This is a genomic window from Corynebacterium macclintockiae, from assembly GCF_027570165.1.
Taxonomy (GTDB): Bacteria; Actinomycetota; Actinomycetes; order Mycobacteriales; family Mycobacteriaceae; genus Corynebacterium; species Corynebacterium macclintockiae.
Map to the genome: position 1 here is coordinate 12035 of NZ_JAKMUV010000005.1, position 19887 is coordinate 31921.

Consider the following 19887-nt stretch of genomic DNA (forward strand, 5'->3'; position numbering starts at 1 on the left):
GGGTCTTTTAAACTCCTTGGTCCTCGCCGATCAGCAGCCCCTCTGCCACGGCCCATAGCCCGTCCGAATACGATGCCTTGATCAGCACCACATCCTGCGGGTTCAAACTCATATCCAGATAGTTCACGGCACCGTCAATGTTCTCGACGATGTGCGTATCCACGCCGCTTTCCCGGGCCTCGGTGGCCAACGCGTGCTGGTTCACCCCGTTGCCCACGATCACCGCGTGGTCAATCCGCCGCTGTGCCAGCACCCGACCGAGCTCCTCGTGTTCCTCGCTCGCGTCCTCGCCCAGCTCACCCATCTGTCCCAGCACTGCCCAGCTTTCGGCGCCACGGCGCCCCTTGGCGGTGTACGCCAGGGCATCGATTCCCGCGCGCATCGATTCCGGGTTGGCGTTGTAGGAATCGTTGATGATGGTCACCCCATCGGAAGCGCGGGTGCGCACGTCCATGCGGTTCACGCTGGCGGCGACGTGAGAACTCAGCGAGGCCGCCACCGTGGCGGCGTCAATACCCAACTCGATCCCGACCGCCGCGGCGGCGAGGGCGTTGGATACCTGGTGGGCACCAAACACCGACAGCTCCACCCGCACCGGTTCGCCCTTCGGGTGGTGCAGCATAAAGCTGGCGCGGGCGACGGCATCCAGCTGAATATCGCTGGCGTAGTAGTCCGCCGGCACGCCAGCGGCACCCGTCGCGCCTTCGGTGGAGAAGCGCACGACGCGGGCGGAGGTGCGCTTGTCCATCGCTGCGACCTTATCGTCGTCAGCATTCAGCACGGCCAGGCCACCGTCGGCAGCCTGCGGTAGTGCCTCAACCAGCTCGCCCTTCGCCTGAGCGATGGCCTGGCGGGAGCCGAACTCCCCCAGGTGCGCACTACCGACATTCAGCACCACGCCCACCCGCGGCGGGGTGACGGTCGTCAGGTGCTGGATGTGGCCGACCCCGCGGGCAGACATTTCGCTGACCAGGAAGCGGGTATCGCGGCCAGCGCGCAGCGCGGTGTACGGCAGGCCGATCTCATTGTTGAAGCTGCCCGGGGGCGCCACGGTCTCCCCTGCCTCCCGCAGCACAGCGCCGATCAGGTCCTTCGTGGAGGTCTTTCCGGCCGAACCAGTCACACCGACGACCGCCATGCCCTCTTCGGCGGCTAGTACGTCGGTGTTGTAGCGCGCCAGCTTGTCGACGGCGGCCAGCACTGCGGCACCGTGACCTTCCGCATCGAACTCGAAGGCAGTCGCGTTGGAGGTCTGCTCGTTGGTCAGCACTGGCTCCGCTAGCAGGGCGGGCTGGTCGACCTTTCGGCCCACTACCAGCAGGGCGGCGCCGTTCTGCAGTGCGGAGTCGGCGAAGTCGTGGCCGTCAGCGCGGGCTCCGGGCAGGGCCATGAAGATCGAGCCCGGGGTGATCTTGCGCGAGTCGAACTCTACCGGGCCGGTCACCACGGTCTGTGGGTTCGCCCCGTTAATCAGCGCCCCGCCCGTCACCTCGGCGATCTGTGCGTTCGTTAGTTCAATCATCGCTGCTCACTGCCTTCATGGTTTCTTCCTGCCGCGACCTGCTTCTGCAACGCTGCCGCCAATACCTCTACATCGTCGAATGGGTGCATGGTGCCGGCCACGAGCTGGCCTTTCTCATGCCCCTTGCCCGCCACCACGATCGCGTCGCCAGGCTGAGCCCAGTTCACCGCCGCGGCGATGGCCTGCGCTCGGTCTGGCACGATCTCGCACACGGTGTCCGGGTTTTGTTGTTCTTTCTTTGTGACGCCCTCACGCGCCCCCGCGTAAATGGCCTCCCTGATCGTTGCAGGGTCCTCGTCACGGGGGTTGTCATCCGTCACGAACACGGCATCGGCCAGTTCACCGGCGATCCGTCCCATGATCGGGCGTTTGTCGTGGTCTCGGTTGCCACCGGCGCCCAGTACGATGCCGATGCGGGAGTTCGGATCCGGGAGGTAATCGTGCAGGCTGCTCAGTACCGCCTGGACGGCTCCCGGCTTGTGCGCGTAGTCGACCATGGCCAGGAAGTCCTGGCCTTCCTCGACCAGCTGCATACGGCCGGGAACCTGCACGTCGGCAAGCGCCTTGACCGCCGGGCTGTCGGCACCCAGGACTTCGCCGGTAACGGCTTCGATGCATGCCAGGGCGACCAGGCTGTTCGCCTGGTTGAACGCTCCGGCCATGCCGATGCTGTAGTCGAGTTCCCGCGGGGCAGCACCCCCGGCGATCGTCAGCCGAATGTGCTGGCGGCCGCTGGGCGTGACCTCGGTGGAAGCAATGGACCACGTCGGCGCGTCTCCTGGTTCCTCGCTTCCCTGCGGGTACAGCGCCACGGTCGGCGAGTATTCCCGCGCGATATCGCGCATCCGAACACCCCATTCGTCCTCGCAGCAGATCACTGCCGTGCCCGGCTGCTGGCCGTCTTCAGCACGTTCGAACAGCAGCGCCTTGGCCTGGAAGTAGTCCTCCATCGTCGGGTGAAAGTCCAGGTGGTCTTGGCTCAAGTTCGTAAAAGCCGCCACGTCGAAGTGGATCCCGCGCACGCGCCCGAGCTCCAGCGCGTGGCTGGAGACCTCCATCACCAGATGCGTCGCACCCTCGGCCACCATACGTGCGAGCAAAGCCTGCAGCGTGGGGGCCTCCGGGGTGGTCAGGGACGTCGGAATCGGGTTACCGTTAATACGGGTACCGGTGGTGCCGATAAGCCCCACCTTCTTCCCGGAATCCAGCAGCGCCTTTTCCACCAGGTAGCTGGTAGTGGTCTTGCCCGATGTGCCGGTGATGCCGATGGTCTTTAGCTGGCGTGCCGGGTGGCCGTAGATCTCTGCAGCCACCGGCCCCATCCATTCGCGAACGTCGTCGACGACGATGCACGGTAGCGGCGTAGGGGCGTCATCAATAATGCGCTGTCCTGCGGCATCAGTAAGTACCGCAGCAGCCTGGCTATCCGCGGCGAAGGTCGCACCGTGCGCCTTCGCGCCGGGAACAGCGCAGAACAAGCCGCCGGGCTCCACGTCCTGGGACCCGATCGCGGCCATGGAAACCTCCACGCCCTGCCACGGGCCGGTGAGGGTTCCCCCGCAGATCTCGGCTAGACGTTCCAAAGATGTCATCTGTTTGCCTCCAGCATCAGCTTCGGCCCTGCCTTTTCAGACAGCGGCACATTGTAATGGTCGAGCATCCACGACATGATGTCGTGGAACAGAGGCGCCGCCGTGCCGCCCGCACCACCATCCGTGCCGCGCTGCGGGTTATCCAGCATGATCCCCACCACGAAGCGTGGCTTATCGGAAGGGGCGATACCTGCAAAGGTAATCCAATACGAGGAGTTTGAATAGGCGCCCGTTTTCGGGTCGATCTGCTGCGCGGTACCCGTCTTGCCGGAGACCTGGTAGCCCTTGATCGCCGCCGGGGCGCCCGATCCCTGCTGCACGCCTGTCTCGTCCGACTGGGTCACAGCCCGAAACATGTCCACCGTGGTGCGGGCGGTTTCGGGCGATACGACCTGGGTTTCCTTCGCCGGCTCTGCCCCTAGCTCTGTGCCGTCGGCGCGGGTGATTTTCTTGATCAGCCTTGGCTCTACGCGCACGCCGTCGTTCGCCATGGCCTGGTAGATGCTGCTCATCTGCAGCAGACTCATGGACATACCCTGGCCAATCGGCAGGTTGGCGAACGTGCCACCAGACCACTGATTGCGCTCCGGCATGTAGCCCGCCACCTCGTAGGGCAGGCCGACGCCCGCAGCCTGGCCAATGCCAAACTTGCGGAAGTAGTCGTACATCTTGTCCTCACCTAAGCGCTGAGCGAGCATCAGGGTGCCGACGTTAGAGGACTTACCGAACACACCAGTGGTGGTGTAGGGAACCTCGCCGTGGTCCCATGCATCCTTCACGGTCACGCCTGCCATGTTGATGGTGCCGGGTACCTTCAGGACTTCGTCGGGGGTGGTCTTCCCCTCTTGGATGGCAGCGGCAGCGGTCATGATCTTGGCCACGGAACCGGGCTCGAAGGAATCCGCGGTGGCTCGATCGCCGAAGACCTTCTTGCGCTTCAGCTGCTTTTCGATGTCCCCGTTCGGGTCGATGGTGTCGCTGGAACCCATGGCGATGATCTCCCCGGTCTTGGAATCCAGGACGACGGCAGAGGCGGACTTGGCGCCGGATTTCTCGCGGGCCTGCTGCAGCGCTTGCTGCACATAGGTCTGCGCATCCAGGTCGATGGTCAGCTGGTAGGAATCGCCGTTGACGGCCGGATGCACATCGCGGGTGGATCCTGGGATCAGGTAGCCGTCGCCTGCAATATCCACAGTGCGGGAGCCGTTGATGCCCTGCAGTCGAGCATCTTGCGACAGTTCCAGGCCAAACTGTCCCTGGTTATCTGTACTGATCTTGCCAATCATGTTCTGGCCGACGGCGCCATTGGGATATTGGCGCAGGTCTTGGCGCTCGGCAGTGATCTCCGGGAACTCCTCGGCCACTTTCTCGGCAATGTCCGGGTCGACGTTGCGGACCAGCACCTCGTAGTCGTTGTTGCTGGTCAGCTTGTCACGGATATCGTCTTCTTCGATGTCGTCGCCCTCTTTATTGATCATCTCGGGAAGGCGCTTGACGATATCTTCGATGCGCTGCTTGGGCTCCGGCACACCTTCGGGGTCTAGTTCATGACGCTCCTGCATGAACTTCTCGAGCTTCTTCGGGTGCACCGACAGGCTGCGCGCGTCCATGGTGTACGCAAGAGTCTGGCCGTTGCGATCCGTGATTCCTCCGCGCAGAGCGGGCTCGGTAATGACGGAGGTTCGCTGCAGCTGGGCCTGGGTAGCCAGCGTCGGGCTGGCTACCAGTTGCACCCACGCCAGGCGCAGAACGAGGGACAGGGACGTCAGGAAAACGACGAGGAGGACAAGGCGAACTCGCTTGCTAAATCGAGCGCCGGAGGTATCGAGGATCAACCACGAGTTAGCGTCCACCGTCCGCGCGGAACGGCGATCGTTAGTTTTCGACACGTGGTTGTCCTCCTTTCAATTCACTCTTGGCTATTGTCCCCACAAATACGAAAACAAGCCGGGGTTCGCCCCGGCGTGTCTGAAGTTTTCGTTGTGCTCGGGATCCTGACTGGGGCTTGCCGTATTACCTAGCCGGCGCCGGTGCCGGAGGTGCTGCGGGAACCGGAGCGGCCGGAGCCTGTCCAGCCGGTGCCGGAGCTGGGGCTGGTGCCGCCGGCGCTGGAGCCGGAGCAGGTGCAGCACCTGGGCGACCAGCCGGAGCACCGGCCTGACCGCCGGAGTACGGCAGGCCACCGGAGTTCTGTGCATTCCCCGGAGCGCTTGCGTTGACGTCCGGCGCACGGTCACCGGCTACGACCGGGTTATTCGGGTGCAGCCCCTCGACGCGGTTGGTCTTTTCCGGATCACTAGTAGCGCCCCGTCGCTTGGCGTTGCCGTTGACATCCACGACTTCCTTGCCGCCCTCAGCCTCGGCCGGGCGACGCTCCTTAATCTTTCCGCCCTGGTCCTCCAGGATGCCTGCCTGCTTGGGCGACACCATGCCCATCTCGCTAGCTTCCTTCGCAATATTTGCGGAGGACTTCGCGTTAGCTACATCGCGGTTGAGGCTTTCGATCTGGTTTTCCAGGGTGGTGCTACGCTTCTGCGCTTCGGCAATCTGGAAGGACTGCTTCGTCGTCACACCGGACAGGGCCATCACGGAGATCACACCCACGACGAAAACCGCAACCGCGAATACGATACGACGGGTGAGCTGCGGGTTGCCGCGTTCCAGGGCGATAATGCGACGTCCGCGAACCGACACCTGCTGGCGCGAGCCCGTACGGCTACCACCGAAGCGACGGCTGTGGTCGCTGCGACCGATACGTCCAATACGCTCAGTGCTGTCGGTACGGTTCGGACGATCGGCACGCGTGCCGCTCCAGTCGCTGCGGTTGCGGCGAGTGGGCTCGGTCAGCCCCTCGGCAAAACGAGAAGCAGAGCGGGAGGTAGAGCGTTCCGGGCGGGTACCGGTGGCGGCGCGGTCGTTGTGTGGGCGGCGAGTGCGGATGGTGCCTGGTGCGGTCATGTTTTCCTTCCGAAGTTTCGGAGGTCCGGGTTTGTTTCTATCAGTGCGGTGTAGGTGTTTTGCTTAGCTAACTGGGCGTGTCCAGGGGAAATGTTGTTTTCCCTCTGTCGCTGACCCTGCTGAAGGCTCTGACTCTGACGGGGGCTGCGCGGGAGTTTCTTTCGATCTCCGCGTCACTGGCCTTCTCTGCGCCGCGAGTACGGAGTTCGAATTCGGCCTCCATGCCAGGGAGCTCCATCGGCAGCCCCGCCGGAGTCTTTGATGTGCTGAGCTGCACCAATGCCTTCTTGACGATCTTGTCTTCCAGCGATTGGTAGCTCATGAACACACCCATCGCGCCGACGTGCATCCAGCGCGAAATCTCCGGAATCAGGTTCTCCAGCGATTCCAGCTCGGCGTTTACTTCGATTCGTAACGCCTGGAAGGTTCGCTTTGCCGGGTGACCACCAGAGCGGCGAGAAGCCGCTGGGATGGTGGCGTAGAGCAATTCGACCAAACGGCCAGAGTTCTCGAACGGCTGCTTGTCACGTTCGCGCACAACAGCACTAGCGATCTTCCCGGCAAACCTCTCGTCCCCGTAGGTCTTGAGAATGCGTGCGATCTCGCCGTGGCTGTAGGTATTCAGGATCTCCGCTGCAGTCAGCGGGCTGCTGGGATCCATGCGCATATCCAGCGGGGCGTCCACCGCGTAGGCGAAGCCACGTTCCGGCTGGTCCAGCTGCATGGAGGACACCCCGAGGTCGAACAGGAATCCGGAGATCCCGTGTTCCCGCATGCTCTCGGGAAGCACGCCCTGACCCATCAGATCTTCGAGCGCTTCAGTAACTCCGTCGAAGCGAGTCTGGTAGGACACGAAGCGGTCGCCATAGCCAGCCAGCCGCTCGTTCGCCTCCGCCAGCGCATTGGGGTCGCGATCCAATCCGACGACGATTGCGTGGGGAAAGGCGTCCAGAAAAGCTTCGCTGTGACCACCGGCGCCGAGGGTTCCATCGACGATGACGGGGCGCTCGGGCGCGTTATCGCTGTTCACGCCCTGCCCTACCAGTTCGACCATTCGGTCGCGCATGACAGGTACGTGGCCGTGCTGCGCGTCGCTATTCGCTGCGTCCTGCGTCAATGTTTCCCTCCTTTCCAATGGCGTTGCTTCTGGGAATATCCAGGTTTATCTGGGGTGCTATGTAGTTCATGTGTCACATAGATACGTATGTGACTCAAAAGTTAAAAGAGTGCGAACAGGGCCTCACCTGCGTGGGTGCGGGCTTGACATCGGGGAAGTACGTCAAGATTCCGCGTCGTCCACGCAGGTAAGGGCCTGCGCACACTCTGTTGTTCACTATGAAGTTGTCAGGTTCATTACCGCTGGTCGCTACTTCCTAGAGGAAGGAAGCCAGCACCTCGTCGTCGCCGTCCGAGAAGTCCTCTTCATGCTCCGCGCTGTAGCTCTCCCAACTCTCGGCGTCCCAGATCTCTATGAAGTCGACGTTGCCGATAACAACGCACTCCTTTTGCAGCCCCGCATAGTTCCTATGCAGTGCCGAGACCGAGATCCTGCCCTGCGAATCCAGCGCTTGCTCGTCAGCACTGGCAGCCAGGTTGCGGACAAACGCACGCGCCTTCGGGTTCGTGCGCGAAGCTTCGGCGGCCTTCTTGGCGCGAACCAGAAACTCCGCTTTGGGATATACAGCCAGGCTGCGATCCTGCCCCTTGACAACCATGAGGCCGTCCGTGAGCTCTTCCCGAAACTTCGCCGGAAGGGTCAAGCGCCCCTTGTCGTCGAGCTTCGGCGTAAAGGTGCCGAAAAACATGTCATCGGCCCCTTTCTTCTGAAGTTCCTCGCGTTCCTTGCTGCCGTACCGTTTTGCGCGCGAGCCGGTTTGTAGCTCCGACCAGCGGTTTCCCTATGAAGTTAGCGATCGTTGGCAGTTTTGCGCTCCAACGATCCCCACTTTACCCCACTTCCCCCCACAAACTCCACAACACGAAGTCTTTTGCATGTCTTTTCTTTATTTTCTTCACAACAGCAACGCTCAGTCCGGCGGTGCCTCGCCTGTTTATCTTAATGACGCCACCGCCTCCCCACCCAACACCCCAGCCATCGCTTAGCCATTCCCCCAGCCAGTAAGCAATTATTCTCCTCTCATTAACACTTACCCGCCCTCCACACCCACCCGTCAACCAACAGAGTGGGGTGAAGTGGGGGAAGAATACGTACAGGTGGTGAATGCGTCCACCATTCGACACAAAGAAAACCACCGCCCCTTGATGCAAGGAACGGTGGTTTGTCCGGTTTTAGTTGTCGTTGGTTATCGCTCGAAGCGGCGACGGAAGCTATCTTCCATCTTGTCCCCTAGACCCCCAGAACCCCTACCTCCGGAAGCTCGCCGAGCTGCGCTCTTCGCCGACTTTCCAGACTTGGAGCGCTTGATGGCAGCTGCCTCGTGATCCTCATTCGGCTGAAACGCCAGCAGTCCCCCGCCAAACATAATGAGGAATCCAAGTACGCTCAGCGCCACAAACCACAGCGACAGCTGAGCGGCGGCAATTCCACCAACCATCACCGTCAGCCCCAGAACGATGAGCGCAACGGAACGAATGTTGAAGTTCAACGTCCGGTTATCGCTGGTGGAAGCCTGCTTCGCCAGGCGCGGATCTTCAGCGATCAGCGCCTGCTCGATCTCCGCGAGCATCCTCTGCTCCTGCTCCGATAGAGCCATCGCGACCTCCCATTTCTTTGCGGCTACTTTTGACAACGCTCGGCACTGAGAAATAGTTCCATCCCGCGCGCTTCACCCGCAGTTTCACTTCACCCACCCTACATCAGCCAGCGGTTTTCAAACAACGATTAGGCTCTTCAACAATTAAACAGACCTAAGCAACCTTCGGCAGGTAGTCGACGGCACTGCGGGCAACGTCCACCAACTCACAAGCGTCGCGATAGATCGTCCCGCGAGAATCGGGCGCGATCCCCTGGCTAAGTCCCAACCCCGCCCGGCTAGCTACCCGCGCATGCTTTTCAAAGACCTCTGACCACTCGTCCAAATCTGGACGCAGCACCCGGAGCTTCGCCCAGGCACTCCCGCTAGGGCGACGCTTACGCGATGCCATCTCCCATTCAATCAGCGCCCCGGCGGCTCGCAACCCTGCCCGGTAGGCGTAAACAATTGCCTCTGATTCCCTGAGCTCCGCACGCGAAAGCTCCAACTGGCGCTCCGCATCATCCAAGAAGCCGCGCGGGCTCACGGTGCGCCGCACGCGCCCCATCCGCCCTACCTGCCGTGTTTGATCTACTTGCCGTGCTTGATCTACTTGCATTGGCCTTTCCTTCCTCATTGGGCAGCCCCCTTCTTCGGCCTTGTTGTTTTCAGTCATCACCATAGGAGGCACCCCGGACAAGCTCTCGATACTCCCCAGCACTTATTCGAACACATGTTTTAATTCGCTATATAGACCTAAGCCCTCCCCACAGATGGCACTATGGAGGCCATGCGCGTATCCGTCCTCCCCGCCAACAACCGTCAATTCATCGCGCGCCTCGACGAGCTCATCGATATTCACCTCGCAGCGATGAGCTATCCCCAGGAAGCCCACCCCCAGCGCAAATCGTTGTGGTTTTACAATGCCTCCCAGCCCGACTTCACCTGCAGCATGGCACTACTGCACCAGGCGGACTCCACCCCGAACCCAGATGACAGCCGCCAGCGCTGCGTGGGAATCGGCTTTACCTTCCGCGGCTCCCCCAGTACCTGGTGGTACCGCCAAGTCGCGCGGGGACTAGCGCTCGCCGGACACCCGCGCGCGGATATCTCCCGCATTCTCCACGCCTACGCAGAGCTTTCCGAGATACATGTTCTGCCACCGGCGCAGGGTGAGGGCGTCGGTACCAAAATCCTGAACAACCTGCTGCAGCGAACACCACAGAACACAGTGATGCTCTCCACGCCAGAGGTGGAGGGCGAGGCGAACGCAGCCTGGCAGCTTTATCGCAAGGCTGGTTTCACCGATGTACTGCGGAACTTCAAGTTCCCCGCAGACCCCCGCCCGTTCGGCATTCTGCAGTGGACGCGGGCCGGACTCTAGCGCACCATGTCGTGACCAAGCCCCGGCCCCCACGCCGGCGCCATTCCCAGGTTGTGCAAGACCTCCTGGGTGGCTCGCACGTTATTCATCGTCATAAAGTGCAGGTCGGGCACACCTTCGGCGATCAGGCGCTCGGCCATCTCGGTCGTCACTTCAATACCGACCTCGCGGATAGCGTCGCGGTTGGCCACCTCGTCGCCAGCTGCGGCATCCAACAGGCGCTTCTCCAGCTGCGGCGGCAGCGCTGCTCCCGCCAGCTCCATCTGGCGGCGCACGCTACGCAACGACGTGATCGGCATCAGCCCCGGAATGATCGGCTTCTGGCCGTGCTCCGGATCAGCCTTGGCCAGGCGATCCCGCAGCCGCAGGTAGTGGTCCACATCGAAGAACATCTGGGTAATGGAGTACTGCGCCCCGGCGCGCAGCTTCGCCAGGGTGTACTCCGTATCCATCTCCAGCGACCCGGTGCGGTAGTGGCCTTCGGGAAAGCTGGCAATGCCGATATCGAAGTCATCGCATTCCGGCATGTCGCGGATCATGTCGATCAACTCGCTGGCGTAGTTCAGGCCGCCGGGCGTGGCCACCCACTCGGCGTTCGGATCACCCGGCGGGTCGCCGCGCAGCGCAAGAAGGTTCGTCAGCCCCAGGGAGGCGTAGGTTCGCAGCATCTCCTTCAGCTCTTCCTTGGTGTGCTGCACCAACGTCATGTGCACCAGGGTGGTCAGCGGCTTGGTCCCTAGTCGCTCCGCCACTCGCAGGGTTCGTTCGCGAGTGCTACCGCCGGCGCCGTAGGTCACGGAGGCAAAGCTCACCCCGAGGTCGTGGAAGGCTTCGGCGGCGTTCCACAGTCGTTCCTCGGCGGCATCGTCGCGCGGCGGCATGAATTCAACAGAGAAGGGTACGCGCCCCGGCGTGAAGAGGGATAGGGACTGGGATACGGCAACCTGCCTGCGGATACTAGCCATACCCAAACATCATATAGACAGAGCTGTCCATTTCAAGGTTTTCGGATTTTCCACCGCGTTTCCCTGCATGCAACCCACCCCCACACGCCATAGCTCTATTCTTCGCCCACGGCCCTCAACCCCTTAGAATAGGGAGCCATGAGTACCGATGAGCAGGCATCCCACCCTTGGAACCTCGAGTCCCCACTGTCCGCTGTTCCCGCCGCCGTCGATACGCAGCTGCAAAAGTATCTGCAGCAATCCCAACAGGAGTTCTCTCACATCAACCCCCTCGTTGACGGCGCCATCGCGGTTCTACGCGACTTCATCGTTAACGGCGGCAAGCGCGTGCGCCCGACCTTCGCCTGGGCAGGTATCCGCGCGGCACTCGAAGGCGGCGGCGGGTCGCTGGATGCTCTTTGTGGGATTGGTATGGACGCCCCGTCCTCCGCCCCCGCAGAACTCAGCGCACACTCGACAGCAGTGCTTAACGCTCTATCGTCCTTCGAGTTCATCCAGGCCTGCGCCCTGATCCACGATGACATCATCGACCGCTCCGATACCCGGCGCGGCTTCCCCACCGCCCACCGCACTTTCGAGTCCCGCCACCGCGAACGCGGCTGGCTGGGTTCCTCCCAACACTATGGGGTCAGCCAGGCGATTCTCATCGGCGACTTGGCTTTCGCCTGGGCGGATGACCTTTACAACGGTTCGGGGCTCAGCATCAACGCGCTGCACCGTGCCCGCCCGGCCTGGCGCGCCATGCGCACCGAGGTCATCGCGGGGCAGATCCTGGACATTGCCGTCGAGGCGAACGGCAGCGAGGACGTCGCAGATTCCTTTGCCGTGATCAAGTACAAGACGGCCTCTTACACTGTCGCGCGCCCCCTGCACATCGGCGCTGCACTGGCAGGCGCGGGCGAGCGCACCGTCAACATGCTGCGGAACGTCGGGCAGGATATCGGCGAGGCCTTCCAGCTGCGCGACGATCAGCTGGGCGTGTTCGGCGACCCGGAGGTCACCGGCAAGCCGTCCGGCGATGACCTGCGCACGGGCAAGCGCACCACGCTCATCAACGAAGCCCTGCGTCGGGGCGACGCCGCCCAGGCGACCGCCCTGCGCAAGGGGCTGGGCAAGGGCGAGGAATCCACAGAGGCTGACATCGAACGCCTGCGCGACATCATCCACGACACGGGCGCACAGGCCGAGGTGGAGAAACTGATCGAGGCGCGCACGCAACGGGCGATCGAGTCTCTGCGCGCGGGCGGTTTGGGCGCAGACATCACCACGGAACTCACTCAGCTGGCGGAAAAACTAACGCACCGGAGGTTTTAAATGAAGCTATCTACCCGCTCTGCCGACGGTCGCCGTCACCTGAGCCTGCCGAGCCCCTTGGTGCCCATGACGCGCCCCACGCTACGCCGTCGCCTGCCCGGCAATGGCGAGCGCGTGGTCGTGATCGGCGCGGGGCTGGCTGGCCTCTCCGCCGCATTGCGCCTGCGTTCCGCGGGACGTGATGTGACCGTCATCGAGGCCGCCAGCGAGGTTGGCGGCCGCTGCCGTAGCGAGGTGCTGACCAGTGCCCATGGCGACTTCGTTGCCGACACAGGCGCCACGGTGCTGACCATGCCGGGACTGGTCGAGTCGGCAGTTGCTTCCGTCGGCTTCGACCTGCGCGCCGATTCGGCGGTGCAGCAGCTGGGATTGGATCGCCCGTGGGCTCCCCGGCGCCTGGCGCCGGCCTACCACGCGCAATTCGCCAGTGGCCAGCACATAGAGGTCTTAGCTGACCGCGACGCTATGGTCGCGGAGATTCGCCGCTTCGCTTCCGCCAAGGGGCTGGATAGCGCGGCGACGGACAAGCTGGTGGTCGGTTACCTCACCCACCGCCAGTGGTCGCAGGACGTGTTCAGCGCTAGCTTCGAGAACTTCCTGGCCGCGGACTTTGACGGGGCGCTGGACTTGCTGTCCACGCCCGCTGCGGCGTCCGACCTCAGCCACCTTGGCTCCCTCGGCGCCTTCGGCAGCCTCGGCAAGACCGCCGCCCGGCACCTGCCCGACCCAGACCTCCAGCGACTGTTTACATTCCAGGCACTTTACGCGGGCGTGGCGCCGAAGGACGCACGTGCGGTGTACACCGTTATTTCCCACATGGATACGACCATGGGCGTGTTCTACCCGGGCTTCTCTATGAGCGAGGTGCCGGAGGTCATGGCCGCGGCGCTGCGGGCTGCCGGTGGACGCATCATTACCTCCGACGCAGTTGAGCGCGTGGATTTCTCTGAGGACCTCATCACCGGAGTGCACACCCGCTCGGGCGAACACATCGCCTGCGACGCTGTCGTGGCAACACCCGACCTGCCGGTGGTGGGCAGCTTGTTGACGCGCTCCGGTCGCGCCAGCTCGCTGGTTTCCCGTTCCTTCGCCCGCCGCATGTGGCGCAAGGTTGCGCCGCTGCGCTGGTCGCCCTCGGCCGTAGTCATTCACGGCACCATTCCGACCGGCGTATCCGGTGTGTGGGAATCCCAGCGCCACCACACCATCAGCTTTGGAGAGGCCTGGGACGATACCTTCCGCGAGATCACGGCTACCCGCGGGCGCGGCAGCCTCATGAGCGACCCCTCGCTGCTGCTGACCCGCCCGGCGCGGACGGTTCCGGAACGCGTTGCCGGAAGCGATGATGTGCAGCCGGGCGGCACTGCCTATGAGCCGTTGAGCATTCTTGCGCCCGCCCCCAACCTGCGCTCGGCGGATATCGATTGGGACAACGTAACGGCCCCCTACGTCCAAGAGCTCCTGGGTGTGCTGGAACAGCGTGGGTACACCGGCATTGCAGAACACTTCTGTGCCGCCAAGGTGGAAACCCCAGCAACGTGGCACAGTGACCACAGCTTCGGTGCCGGCACCCCCTTCGCCCTGGCACATTCTTTCACCCAAACCGGGCCATTCCGTCCCCGCAACGCCCGGGCGTTCGGGGTGGATAACCTGGTGCTCGCCGGATCGTCGACGACCCCCGGCGTCGGCGTGCCGACCGTGATTCTTTCCGGAGCGCTTGCCGCCCGGCGCATCACCGGCGGTGGTGTGTTGTGATGGCCGCGGAGGGCTTTCTAAACAAGGCCCGATCCCGCCTGCAGGCGATCAGCTATAGCCGTGCCGTGTGGTTGGGGCTTATCGGCAGTGTCTTGTTGACGCTGACTTCCCATTGCGTCGGCGCTGTCCGTTCCCGCGGAGGAATCATGCAGGAGCTAGGTCTAAGCTCCTTCACTTTCGGCCATGCCGCTGGAATGCTGACGGTCGTGATGTGGCTGGCACTTCTGGCGATGATCCTCAGCTGGATCGTCATCGGCAGGCACGTTGTTGTTCACGGTCAGCCCCTTCGCCGGTCTGCGGTTGCGGCCTGGATTGGGCCACTTGTTTTGGCTGGCCCTTTGATGTCCCGGGACATTTACTCCTACCTAATGCAGGGAACCCTGGCCCGCGATGGATTCAACGCTTACGAGGTTGGCGCTGCCGCCAACCCCGGCCCCCTGCTTTTCGAGGTCAGCGCCGATTGGCGAAACACGACCACACCCTATGGCCCACTGCACATGGGTCTCGGCAAGGCAATCACGTCCATCACCGGCGATAGCATTACTTCCGGCATCCTTGCCTTCAAGCTTCTTTCCATCGCATCGGTGCTGGTCATGGCTTGGGCAGTGGCTAGGTTGGCATCCCACTTGGGGGTCCGCCCGGATGTGGCGGTATGGCTTGGGGTTTTCAACCCCCTGAGCGTGCTGCACCTGGTCGGCGGAATGCACACCGAAAACCTGATGATGGCTTTGATCCTGTTGGGCTGCCTGTGCGCCGTGCGGGTTCAACCGGTAGCTGGCGGCCTGGCGGCTGCGGCGCTGATCGGCGCAGCGGCTGCGCTGAAAGCCACGGCGTTTATCGCCCTTCCCTTCACTGTGTGGATCATGGTGGCGCGCGTGGCAGGCCCACTTCCGCCTAGTGAAGGTAAGCGCCGGTGGCTGCAGCTCCGCGATACCTGGCGTCGCTTCGGCGCCCTGGTGTGGACGGGTCTGGCAAGTGCTGCGACCTGCGTTGGAGTCCTGGCCCTCATCACCGTTGCCACCAACCAAACCTGGGGCTGGGTCACGGAGGTCACGGGCAACTCGAAGGTCATCAATCCCCTCGCCCTGCCATCGTTCATTGCATCTTCTTTGGAACCACCGCTTTCGCGCTTCAACGACGATCTGACCTTCAACGTGTTGGTGGAGGCAATCCGCCCCGTCAGCAGCGCCCTCATGCTGCTGGGTCTGGTGGTCGCGTGGTGGCTGTTCCGCCACGACGTGCGCACCGCCTTCGCCGGCATGGCTGTGGCCTACGCCGTTACGTGCGTGCTCAATACAGTGACACTTCCCTGGTACTACACCGCGCCCCTGGCGCTAGTTGCACTAGCCAACCAGTCGCCGAGGTTGATCTACCTGACCAGCGTGTTCTGCATGTGGGTGGCTTTCATGTTCGACGGTGGCGGCAACAACCGCCTCTACGCCCTGTGGTGGGTTATCGCCATCGCTGCGGTATTCGCCTGGGTAGCCCACGCCTGCCTGGACTACTCCCCCACACTGCCCTGGCGGACTACAAAATCGCCATCGCCTGAGCCCTGCGCATCACCTCGCGGGCAAGGTGCCCGTGCAGGGCATCCACCGGTCGCCCCGGCAGAGAATCATCTTCAGTAAACAGGTAATCCAGAATCTCCGTATCGGAATACCCGCCATCGCTCAGCAAAGCGATGGCTCCGGGAACAAACCGGTTTAGCTGTCCATCGTCATCCAAGAATCGGCTGGGTACGTACCGCACGCCGTCGACCACTACGGCCAGCAGCTGCTTCTTGCCCAGCATGTCCATCACCCGGGTGACCACCAGGTTCATCCGTTCTGCAATGTCGGGGAGGGGCAAGACCTCTTCGCCTGCGGGAACCCCGCCCACTGCCTCGTCGAGGATCTTTCCCTGGCTTGCGTCCGCGGACTGCATGGATGCGTCGTGGTTGTTTGCGTGCTTGTTTTGGTTGCTCACGGTGGCCACTGTAGCGCGTGGGCGTCAAGAAGAGTCAATAGCATTCGGCAACATTCAGCAACATTCGGCAACGATCGACCGGAAACAAATAGGGGCGCGCGTAACTCTAAACGTATAATGACACGAGTACCACTAGAATAATTGCGCAACATTGCATACCAATTCTCCCAAGATAACCCTGTAGAAGAACCCAAACGACCGCAAAGAAACCGAGGCTGAGAATAGACGTGAGCGAGCTTTACCCGGGAGACCTGCTAGAGGGGCGCTACCGCATCGGCGCCCAAATCGCCCGCGGTGGCATGTCCACCGTCTACGCAGCGATCGATACCCGCCTGGATCGCGAAGTCGCCGTCAAGGTGATGGATCCCGCGCTCGCCCAAGAACCAGCCTTCCGCACCCGCTTCGAACGCGAAGCGCGCGCCGTGGCGAAGCTTAGCGACCCGACCCTGGTTAACGTTTTTGACCAGGGTGTAGACGAAGACTACGTGTTTCTGGTCATGGAGCTGGTCGAGGGTGGATCGCTGCGCGAACTCCTCAAGGAACGCGGCCCCATGCCACCCCACGCGGCCGTTGCGGTGATGAAGCCGGTGCTGGGCGCGCTGGCTCTGGCTCATTCGAAGGGAATGATTCACCGCGATATCAAACCCGACAACGTACTGATCAGCGACGACCACCGCGTGAAGCTAGCGGATTTTGGGTTGGTGCGTGCAATCAACACCGCCATGGGTGAGCAGTCGGAAACGACCACTGCCGTCAATGGGCAGGTCATCGGCACCGTCGGCTACCTCTCCCCTGAACAGGTTCGCGGTGAGAACCTGACGCAGGCCAGCGACGTGTACTCCGCGGGCATCCTACTGTTTGAGCTTCTGACCGGCCGCACCCCGTTTAAGGGCGGCACCGCCGTGGAAACGGCAATGGCTCGCATCAATCGACCCGTGCCGGCACCGAGCACCCTGATGCCTGATGTGCCGCCGGAGATCGACGAACTGGTACTTCGAGCCTGCCACCGCGACCCCCGCCAGCGCTTCCAGGACGGCACCGAGTTCCTGGATGCGGTCGAGCGCACCGCCGAGGAGCTGGATATCCCGGAGTTCCAGGTTCCCGCGCCCACCGATTCTGCCGTTCGCAGCGCGCTGGCGGGTACGGACTTTGGCGAGCGCACGCCCTGGAACGACGAATCCATGTCGACCCGCGCCGTTACGCTGCCAGAGCAGGATCATGCGCAACCCGGTGCTCGCTACAGCGCCCGTCCAGACTCCCGTCACACGACCGAGACTCGCTACGACCAGCCCGGTCGTCCGGGCTACGCCGAGCGCCCGGACGCCATGTCTCCGCGCCCGGGACCCCCGGCACACCCGGCGCACCCGGCGTATCCGGCGCATCCACCGCGCGCGGCGCGGCCCGTTCGCAAGCTCACCAACAAATCCCCCCTGGCAACGGTCATCTGGATCCTGGTGCTCCTCGCACTGGTCGTCGGGATTGCACTAGGCGGATGGTGGTTTACCTCTGGCCGCTACGGCGAGATTCCCACCGTCCTGGGCATGGATAAAGCCACCGCGCAGGCGACGATTGAGGAAGCCGGGTTCAGCTCCACGTTGGACGAGCGCTACGACAACGACGCGGAGAAGAACACGGTGATGGGTACCGATCCCGCGAAGGGGCACCGCGCCGTCCGGGGCTCCGAGGTCGCCGTGCTGCTGTCGCTAGGCAAGCCGACGGTGCCTGATCCAGGAAAGAATTCGAGCCTGCAGTACTACACCAAAAAATTGTCCGACCGCACCCTCAAGGTGAAGAAAGGCGACGACGTCTACTCCGAGGACGTAGCAAAAGGGCACGTCGCGGAGGTAAAGCCCGCCGCTGGATCCGAGGTGCGGACCGGATCGACCATCGTGGTGCACATGAGCAAGGGCAAACCGCCGGTCACCGTGCCGGACGTGCAGGGGCTTTCTATGGATGACGCCCGTAAGGCTCTGCGCGATGCAGGGTTGAACCCGGTCGATGGCGATCCCGTGGAGGACTCCTCCGAGAAATCCGGGCACGTAGCGGAACAGTCGCCCAAGGCGGGCGAGCAGGTGGATCCGGAAAAGAACAAGGACGTGGAAATCCGCGAATCCACGTCCCAGCGCGTGCCGTGGGTATTCGGCCTGACTGCCGAAAGGGCGAAGGAAAAGCTGGAGGATTCCGGCTTTGAGGTCAAGATCAAGGGGAACCCCCAGGGCTTCGTTATCAGCCAGTCCCCCGGGCCCGGTTCCCGCAGCCACCGAGGGGCCACGGTCACCCTGACCACAATCTAGTTGCGCAGCATCTCCGCCACGAGGAACGCCAGCTCCAGCGACTGCTGGGTGTTCAGGCGCGGGTCGACGGTGGTGGCGTAGCGCTCCGGCAGGTCCAGATCCGAGATGGACTGGCCGCCGCCGACGACCTCGGTGACGTCCTCACCGGTCAGCTCCACATGGATACCGCCCGGGTGCGAGCCAATCTTGCGGTGCACCTCGAAGAAGCCCTGCACCTCGTCGATGATGCGATCGAAGTCGCGGGTCTTGTAGCCGTTGCTGGAGGTGTAGGTGTTGCCGTGCATCGGATCGCACTGCCAGATGACCTTGTGCCCGGTCGCCTCCACGGCTTCCACGATGGGAGGCAGAACCGTGCGGATCTTGTCGTAGCCCATGCGGGTGATCAGAGTCAGTCGGCCCGGCTTGTTATCCGGATCCAGCTGGCGGACGTAAGCGACGGCCTCCTCCGGCGTGGTGGTCGGGCCGATCTTCACGCCCACCGGGTTGGCGATCAGGGAGGCGAAGCGGATGTGCGCGTCATCGATCCCGCGGGTGCGCTCACCGATCCACACCTGGTGTGCGGACAGGTTGTACAGTGCGTCGTTGCCCTCTTCGTCATGAGCCAGGCGCAGCATTGCGCGCTCGTAGTCCATGACCAGGGCCTCGTGGGAGGCAAAAATGTCGGCAGAACGCAGGGTTTCCGAAGTCACGCCGCAGGCGGACATGAACTCCAGGCCGCGGTCGATCTCCGTCGCCAGGGCCTCGTAGCGGGCACCTGCTGGGGAGGTTGCGACGAACTCGCGATTCCACTCGTGCAGCTTGTAAAGATCCGCCGTGCCGGAGTTCGTCAGGGCACGCACCAGGTTCATCGCCGCCGAGGAGTTAGCGTAGGCGCGCACCATGCGGGATGGGTCGTGGGCGCGGGCCTCCTCCGTGGCCTCTACGCCGTTAACCAGGTCACCGCGGTAGTTCAGCAAACCATTAGAGTCGCGGTCCGCGGAGCGTGGCTTGGCGTACTGGCCGGCGATACGGCCCATCTTCACCACGGGAGTGGAGGCACCGTAGGTCAGCACAACCGCCATCTGCAGCAGGGTCTTAACGTTGCCCCGCAGGTGCGGTTCGGTGTTGGTCTCAAAGGTCTCGGCACAATCGCCACCCTGCAGCAGGAATGCCTTACCCAAGGCGACGTCTGCCAGCTGCTTCTTCAGCTTCTTAATCTCGGGCGCCACTACAATCGGCGGTACGGATTCCAGGATCTTCCGCACCCGTCCGGCGTGCTCCGGATCCCAGCTGGGCTGTTGCTTCGCGTCGCGGGACAGCGCATCTTCTAATTTCTCCGCAATCTTCGCAGGAAGCGGAGGCAGATCGGGCAGTTCGTCTAGCGGTGCATCAATTGTCCAAGCCATAGAGAAAGCATACTGTACCGGGACAGCGCTGTCGGCATTCAGGCCTTTTTCAGGCTGTGC

General features: G+C 62.9%; 16 protein-coding genes. 5 read left to right on the forward strand and 11 right to left on the reverse strand.

All coding sequences use genetic code 11. The features are described from left to right. Positions 1–7: 7 nt before the first annotated feature. The 8 genes from L8U58_RS05685 to L8U58_RS05720 form a co-directional block, all read right to left on the reverse strand. Complete coding sequence (locus tag L8U58_RS05685; protein WP_269954887.1) at positions 8–1522, reverse strand: UDP-N-acetylmuramoyl-tripeptide--D-alanyl-D-alanine ligase; 1515 nt, start codon at positions 1520–1522, stop codon at positions 8–10. Next, the gene (locus tag L8U58_RS05690; RefSeq protein ID WP_269954888.1) at positions 1519–3114 is read right to left on the reverse strand and encodes a UDP-N-acetylmuramoyl-L-alanyl-D-glutamate--2,6-diaminopimelate ligase; all 1596 of its coding nucleotides are present in this window, start codon (positions 3112–3114) and stop codon (positions 1519–1521) included. The genes L8U58_RS05685 and L8U58_RS05690 overlap by 4 nt, the downstream gene beginning before the upstream one ends. Then, positions 3111–5003, reverse strand: coding sequence for a peptidoglycan D,D-transpeptidase FtsI family protein (locus L8U58_RS05695; RefSeq protein ID WP_269954889.1), 1893 nt, complete (start codon positions 5001–5003; stop codon positions 3111–3113). Before L8U58_RS05695 ends, L8U58_RS05690 begins: the two co-directional genes overlap by 4 nt. A gap of 124 nt (positions 5004–5127) precedes the next feature. Then, complete coding sequence (gene ftsL, locus L8U58_RS05700) at positions 5128–6072, reverse strand: cell division protein FtsL (protein ID WP_051894313.1); 945 nt, start codon at positions 6070–6072, stop codon at positions 5128–5130. A gap of 67 nt (positions 6073–6139) precedes the next feature. Continuing rightward, positions 6140–7189 carry a 16S rRNA (cytosine(1402)-N(4))-methyltransferase RsmH gene (gene rsmH / locus L8U58_RS05705; protein ID WP_269954890.1) on the reverse strand — a complete coding sequence of 350 codons (1050 nt, stop codon included), beginning with the start codon at positions 7187–7189 and terminating at the stop codon, positions 6140–6142. 256 nt (positions 7190–7445) lie between these two features. Beyond that, the gene (mraZ, locus tag L8U58_RS05710; protein ID WP_034970161.1) at positions 7446–7877 is read right to left on the reverse strand and encodes a division/cell wall cluster transcriptional repressor MraZ; all 432 of its coding nucleotides are present in this window, start codon (positions 7875–7877) and stop codon (positions 7446–7448) included. A 498-nt stretch (positions 7878–8375) separates the two neighbouring features. Continuing rightward, positions 8376–8786, reverse strand: coding sequence for a DUF3040 domain-containing protein (locus tag L8U58_RS05715; protein WP_034977315.1), 411 nt, complete (start codon positions 8784–8786; stop codon positions 8376–8378). Positions 8787–8940: 154 nt separating this feature from the next. Next, positions 8941–9384 (reverse strand): SAV_6107 family HEPN domain-containing protein, encoded by a 444-nt coding sequence (locus L8U58_RS05720; protein WP_051891408.1) that lies wholly within the window; start codon positions 9382–9384, stop codon positions 8941–8943. 171 nt (positions 9385–9555) lie between these two features. Here L8U58_RS05720 and L8U58_RS05725 point away from each other — a divergent pair, with 171 nt between their 5' ends. Further along, positions 9556–10149: a GNAT family N-acetyltransferase gene (locus L8U58_RS05725; protein ID WP_269954891.1), complete on the forward strand. Its 594-nt coding sequence runs from the start codon at positions 9556–9558 to the stop codon at positions 10147–10149. On the opposite strand, the gene metF is transcribed toward L8U58_RS05725, so the two are convergent. Beyond that, positions 10146–11114 carry a methylenetetrahydrofolate reductase [NAD(P)H] gene (gene metF, locus L8U58_RS05730; protein WP_269954892.1) on the reverse strand — a complete coding sequence of 323 codons (969 nt, stop codon included), beginning with the start codon at positions 11112–11114 and terminating at the stop codon, positions 10146–10148. The two genes, L8U58_RS05725 and metF, sit on opposite strands and share 4 nt — an antisense overlap. Positions 11115–11252: 138 nt before the next feature. Between metF and L8U58_RS05735 the strand changes: the two genes are divergently transcribed. From L8U58_RS05735 to L8U58_RS05745, 3 genes are read left to right on the forward strand one after another with little or no spacing between them, the layout of a single operon-like run. After that, a complete protein-coding gene (locus tag L8U58_RS05735) occupies positions 11253–12428 on the forward strand; it encodes a polyprenyl synthetase family protein (RefSeq protein WP_269954893.1) in 1176 nt (391 codons plus the stop codon). After that, the gene (gene crtI, locus L8U58_RS05740; RefSeq protein WP_269954894.1) at positions 12429–14183 is read left to right on the forward strand and encodes a phytoene desaturase family protein; all 1755 of its coding nucleotides are present in this window, start codon (positions 12429–12431) and stop codon (positions 14181–14183) included. Further along, positions 14183–15811: an alpha-(1->6)-mannopyranosyltransferase A gene (locus tag L8U58_RS05745; RefSeq protein WP_187401676.1), complete on the forward strand. Its 1629-nt coding sequence runs from the start codon at positions 14183–14185 to the stop codon at positions 15809–15811. The genes crtI and L8U58_RS05745 overlap by 1 nt, the downstream gene beginning before the upstream one ends. On the opposite strand, the gene L8U58_RS05750 is transcribed toward L8U58_RS05745, so the two are convergent. Further along, the gene (locus L8U58_RS05750) at positions 15711–16106 is read right to left on the reverse strand and encodes an Rv2175c family DNA-binding protein (RefSeq protein ID WP_269954920.1); all 396 of its coding nucleotides are present in this window, start codon (positions 16104–16106) and stop codon (positions 15711–15713) included. The genes L8U58_RS05745 and L8U58_RS05750 overlap by 101 nt on opposite strands. Before the next feature lie 269 nt (positions 16107–16375). Here L8U58_RS05750 and L8U58_RS05755 point away from each other — a divergent pair, with 269 nt between their 5' ends. Further along, the gene (locus tag L8U58_RS05755; RefSeq protein WP_043012234.1) at positions 16376–18442 is read left to right on the forward strand and encodes a Stk1 family PASTA domain-containing Ser/Thr kinase; all 2067 of its coding nucleotides are present in this window, start codon (positions 16376–16378) and stop codon (positions 18440–18442) included. Here the strand turns inward: L8U58_RS05755 and L8U58_RS05760 are convergent. Further along, a complete protein-coding gene (locus L8U58_RS05760; RefSeq protein ID WP_034970203.1) occupies positions 18439–19827 on the reverse strand; it encodes a class II 3-deoxy-7-phosphoheptulonate synthase in 1389 nt (462 codons plus the stop codon). The two genes, L8U58_RS05755 and L8U58_RS05760, sit on opposite strands and share 4 nt — an antisense overlap. Positions 19828–19887 lie beyond the last annotated feature (60 nt).

Excerpts from the sequence above, each read along its gene's own strand:
- ftsL (WP_051894313.1), bottom strand. The coding sequence starts at position 6,072 with ATGACCGCACCAGGCACCATCCGCACTCGCCGCCCACACAACGACCGC.
- L8U58_RS05735 (WP_269954893.1), top strand. The coding sequence starts at position 11,253 with ATGAGTACCGATGAGCAGGCATCCCACCCTTGGAACCTCGAGTCCCCA.
- L8U58_RS05685 (WP_269954887.1), bottom strand. The coding sequence starts at position 1,522 with ATGATTGAACTAACGAACGCACAGATCGCCGAGGTGACGGGCGGGGCG.
- L8U58_RS05750 (WP_269954920.1), bottom strand. The coding sequence starts at position 16,106 with ATGCAGTCCGCGGACGCAAGCCAGGGAAAGATCCTCGACGAGGCAGTG.
- L8U58_RS05725 (WP_269954891.1), top strand. The coding sequence starts at position 9,556 with ATGCGCGTATCCGTCCTCCCCGCCAACAACCGTCAATTCATCGCGCGC.
- crtI (WP_269954894.1), top strand. The coding sequence starts at position 12,429 with ATGAAGCTATCTACCCGCTCTGCCGACGGTCGCCGTCACCTGAGCCTG.
- mraZ (WP_034970161.1), bottom strand. The coding sequence starts at position 7,877 with ATGTTTTTCGGCACCTTTACGCCGAAGCTCGACGACAAGGGGCGCTTG.
- L8U58_RS05720 (WP_051891408.1), bottom strand. The coding sequence starts at position 9,384 with ATGCAAGTAGATCAAGCACGGCAAGTAGATCAAACACGGCAGGTAGGG.
- L8U58_RS05760 (WP_034970203.1), bottom strand. The coding sequence starts at position 19,827 with ATGGCTTGGACAATTGATGCACCGCTAGACGAACTGCCCGATCTGCCT.
- L8U58_RS05690 (WP_269954888.1), bottom strand. The coding sequence starts at position 3,114 with ATGACATCTTTGGAACGTCTAGCCGAGATCTGCGGGGGAACCCTCACC.
- L8U58_RS05745 (WP_187401676.1), top strand. The coding sequence starts at position 14,183 with ATGGCCGCGGAGGGCTTTCTAAACAAGGCCCGATCCCGCCTGCAGGCG.
- L8U58_RS05715 (WP_034977315.1), bottom strand. The coding sequence starts at position 8,786 with ATGGCTCTATCGGAGCAGGAGCAGAGGATGCTCGCGGAGATCGAGCAG.
- metF (WP_269954892.1), bottom strand. The coding sequence starts at position 11,114 with ATGGCTAGTATCCGCAGGCAGGTTGCCGTATCCCAGTCCCTATCCCTC.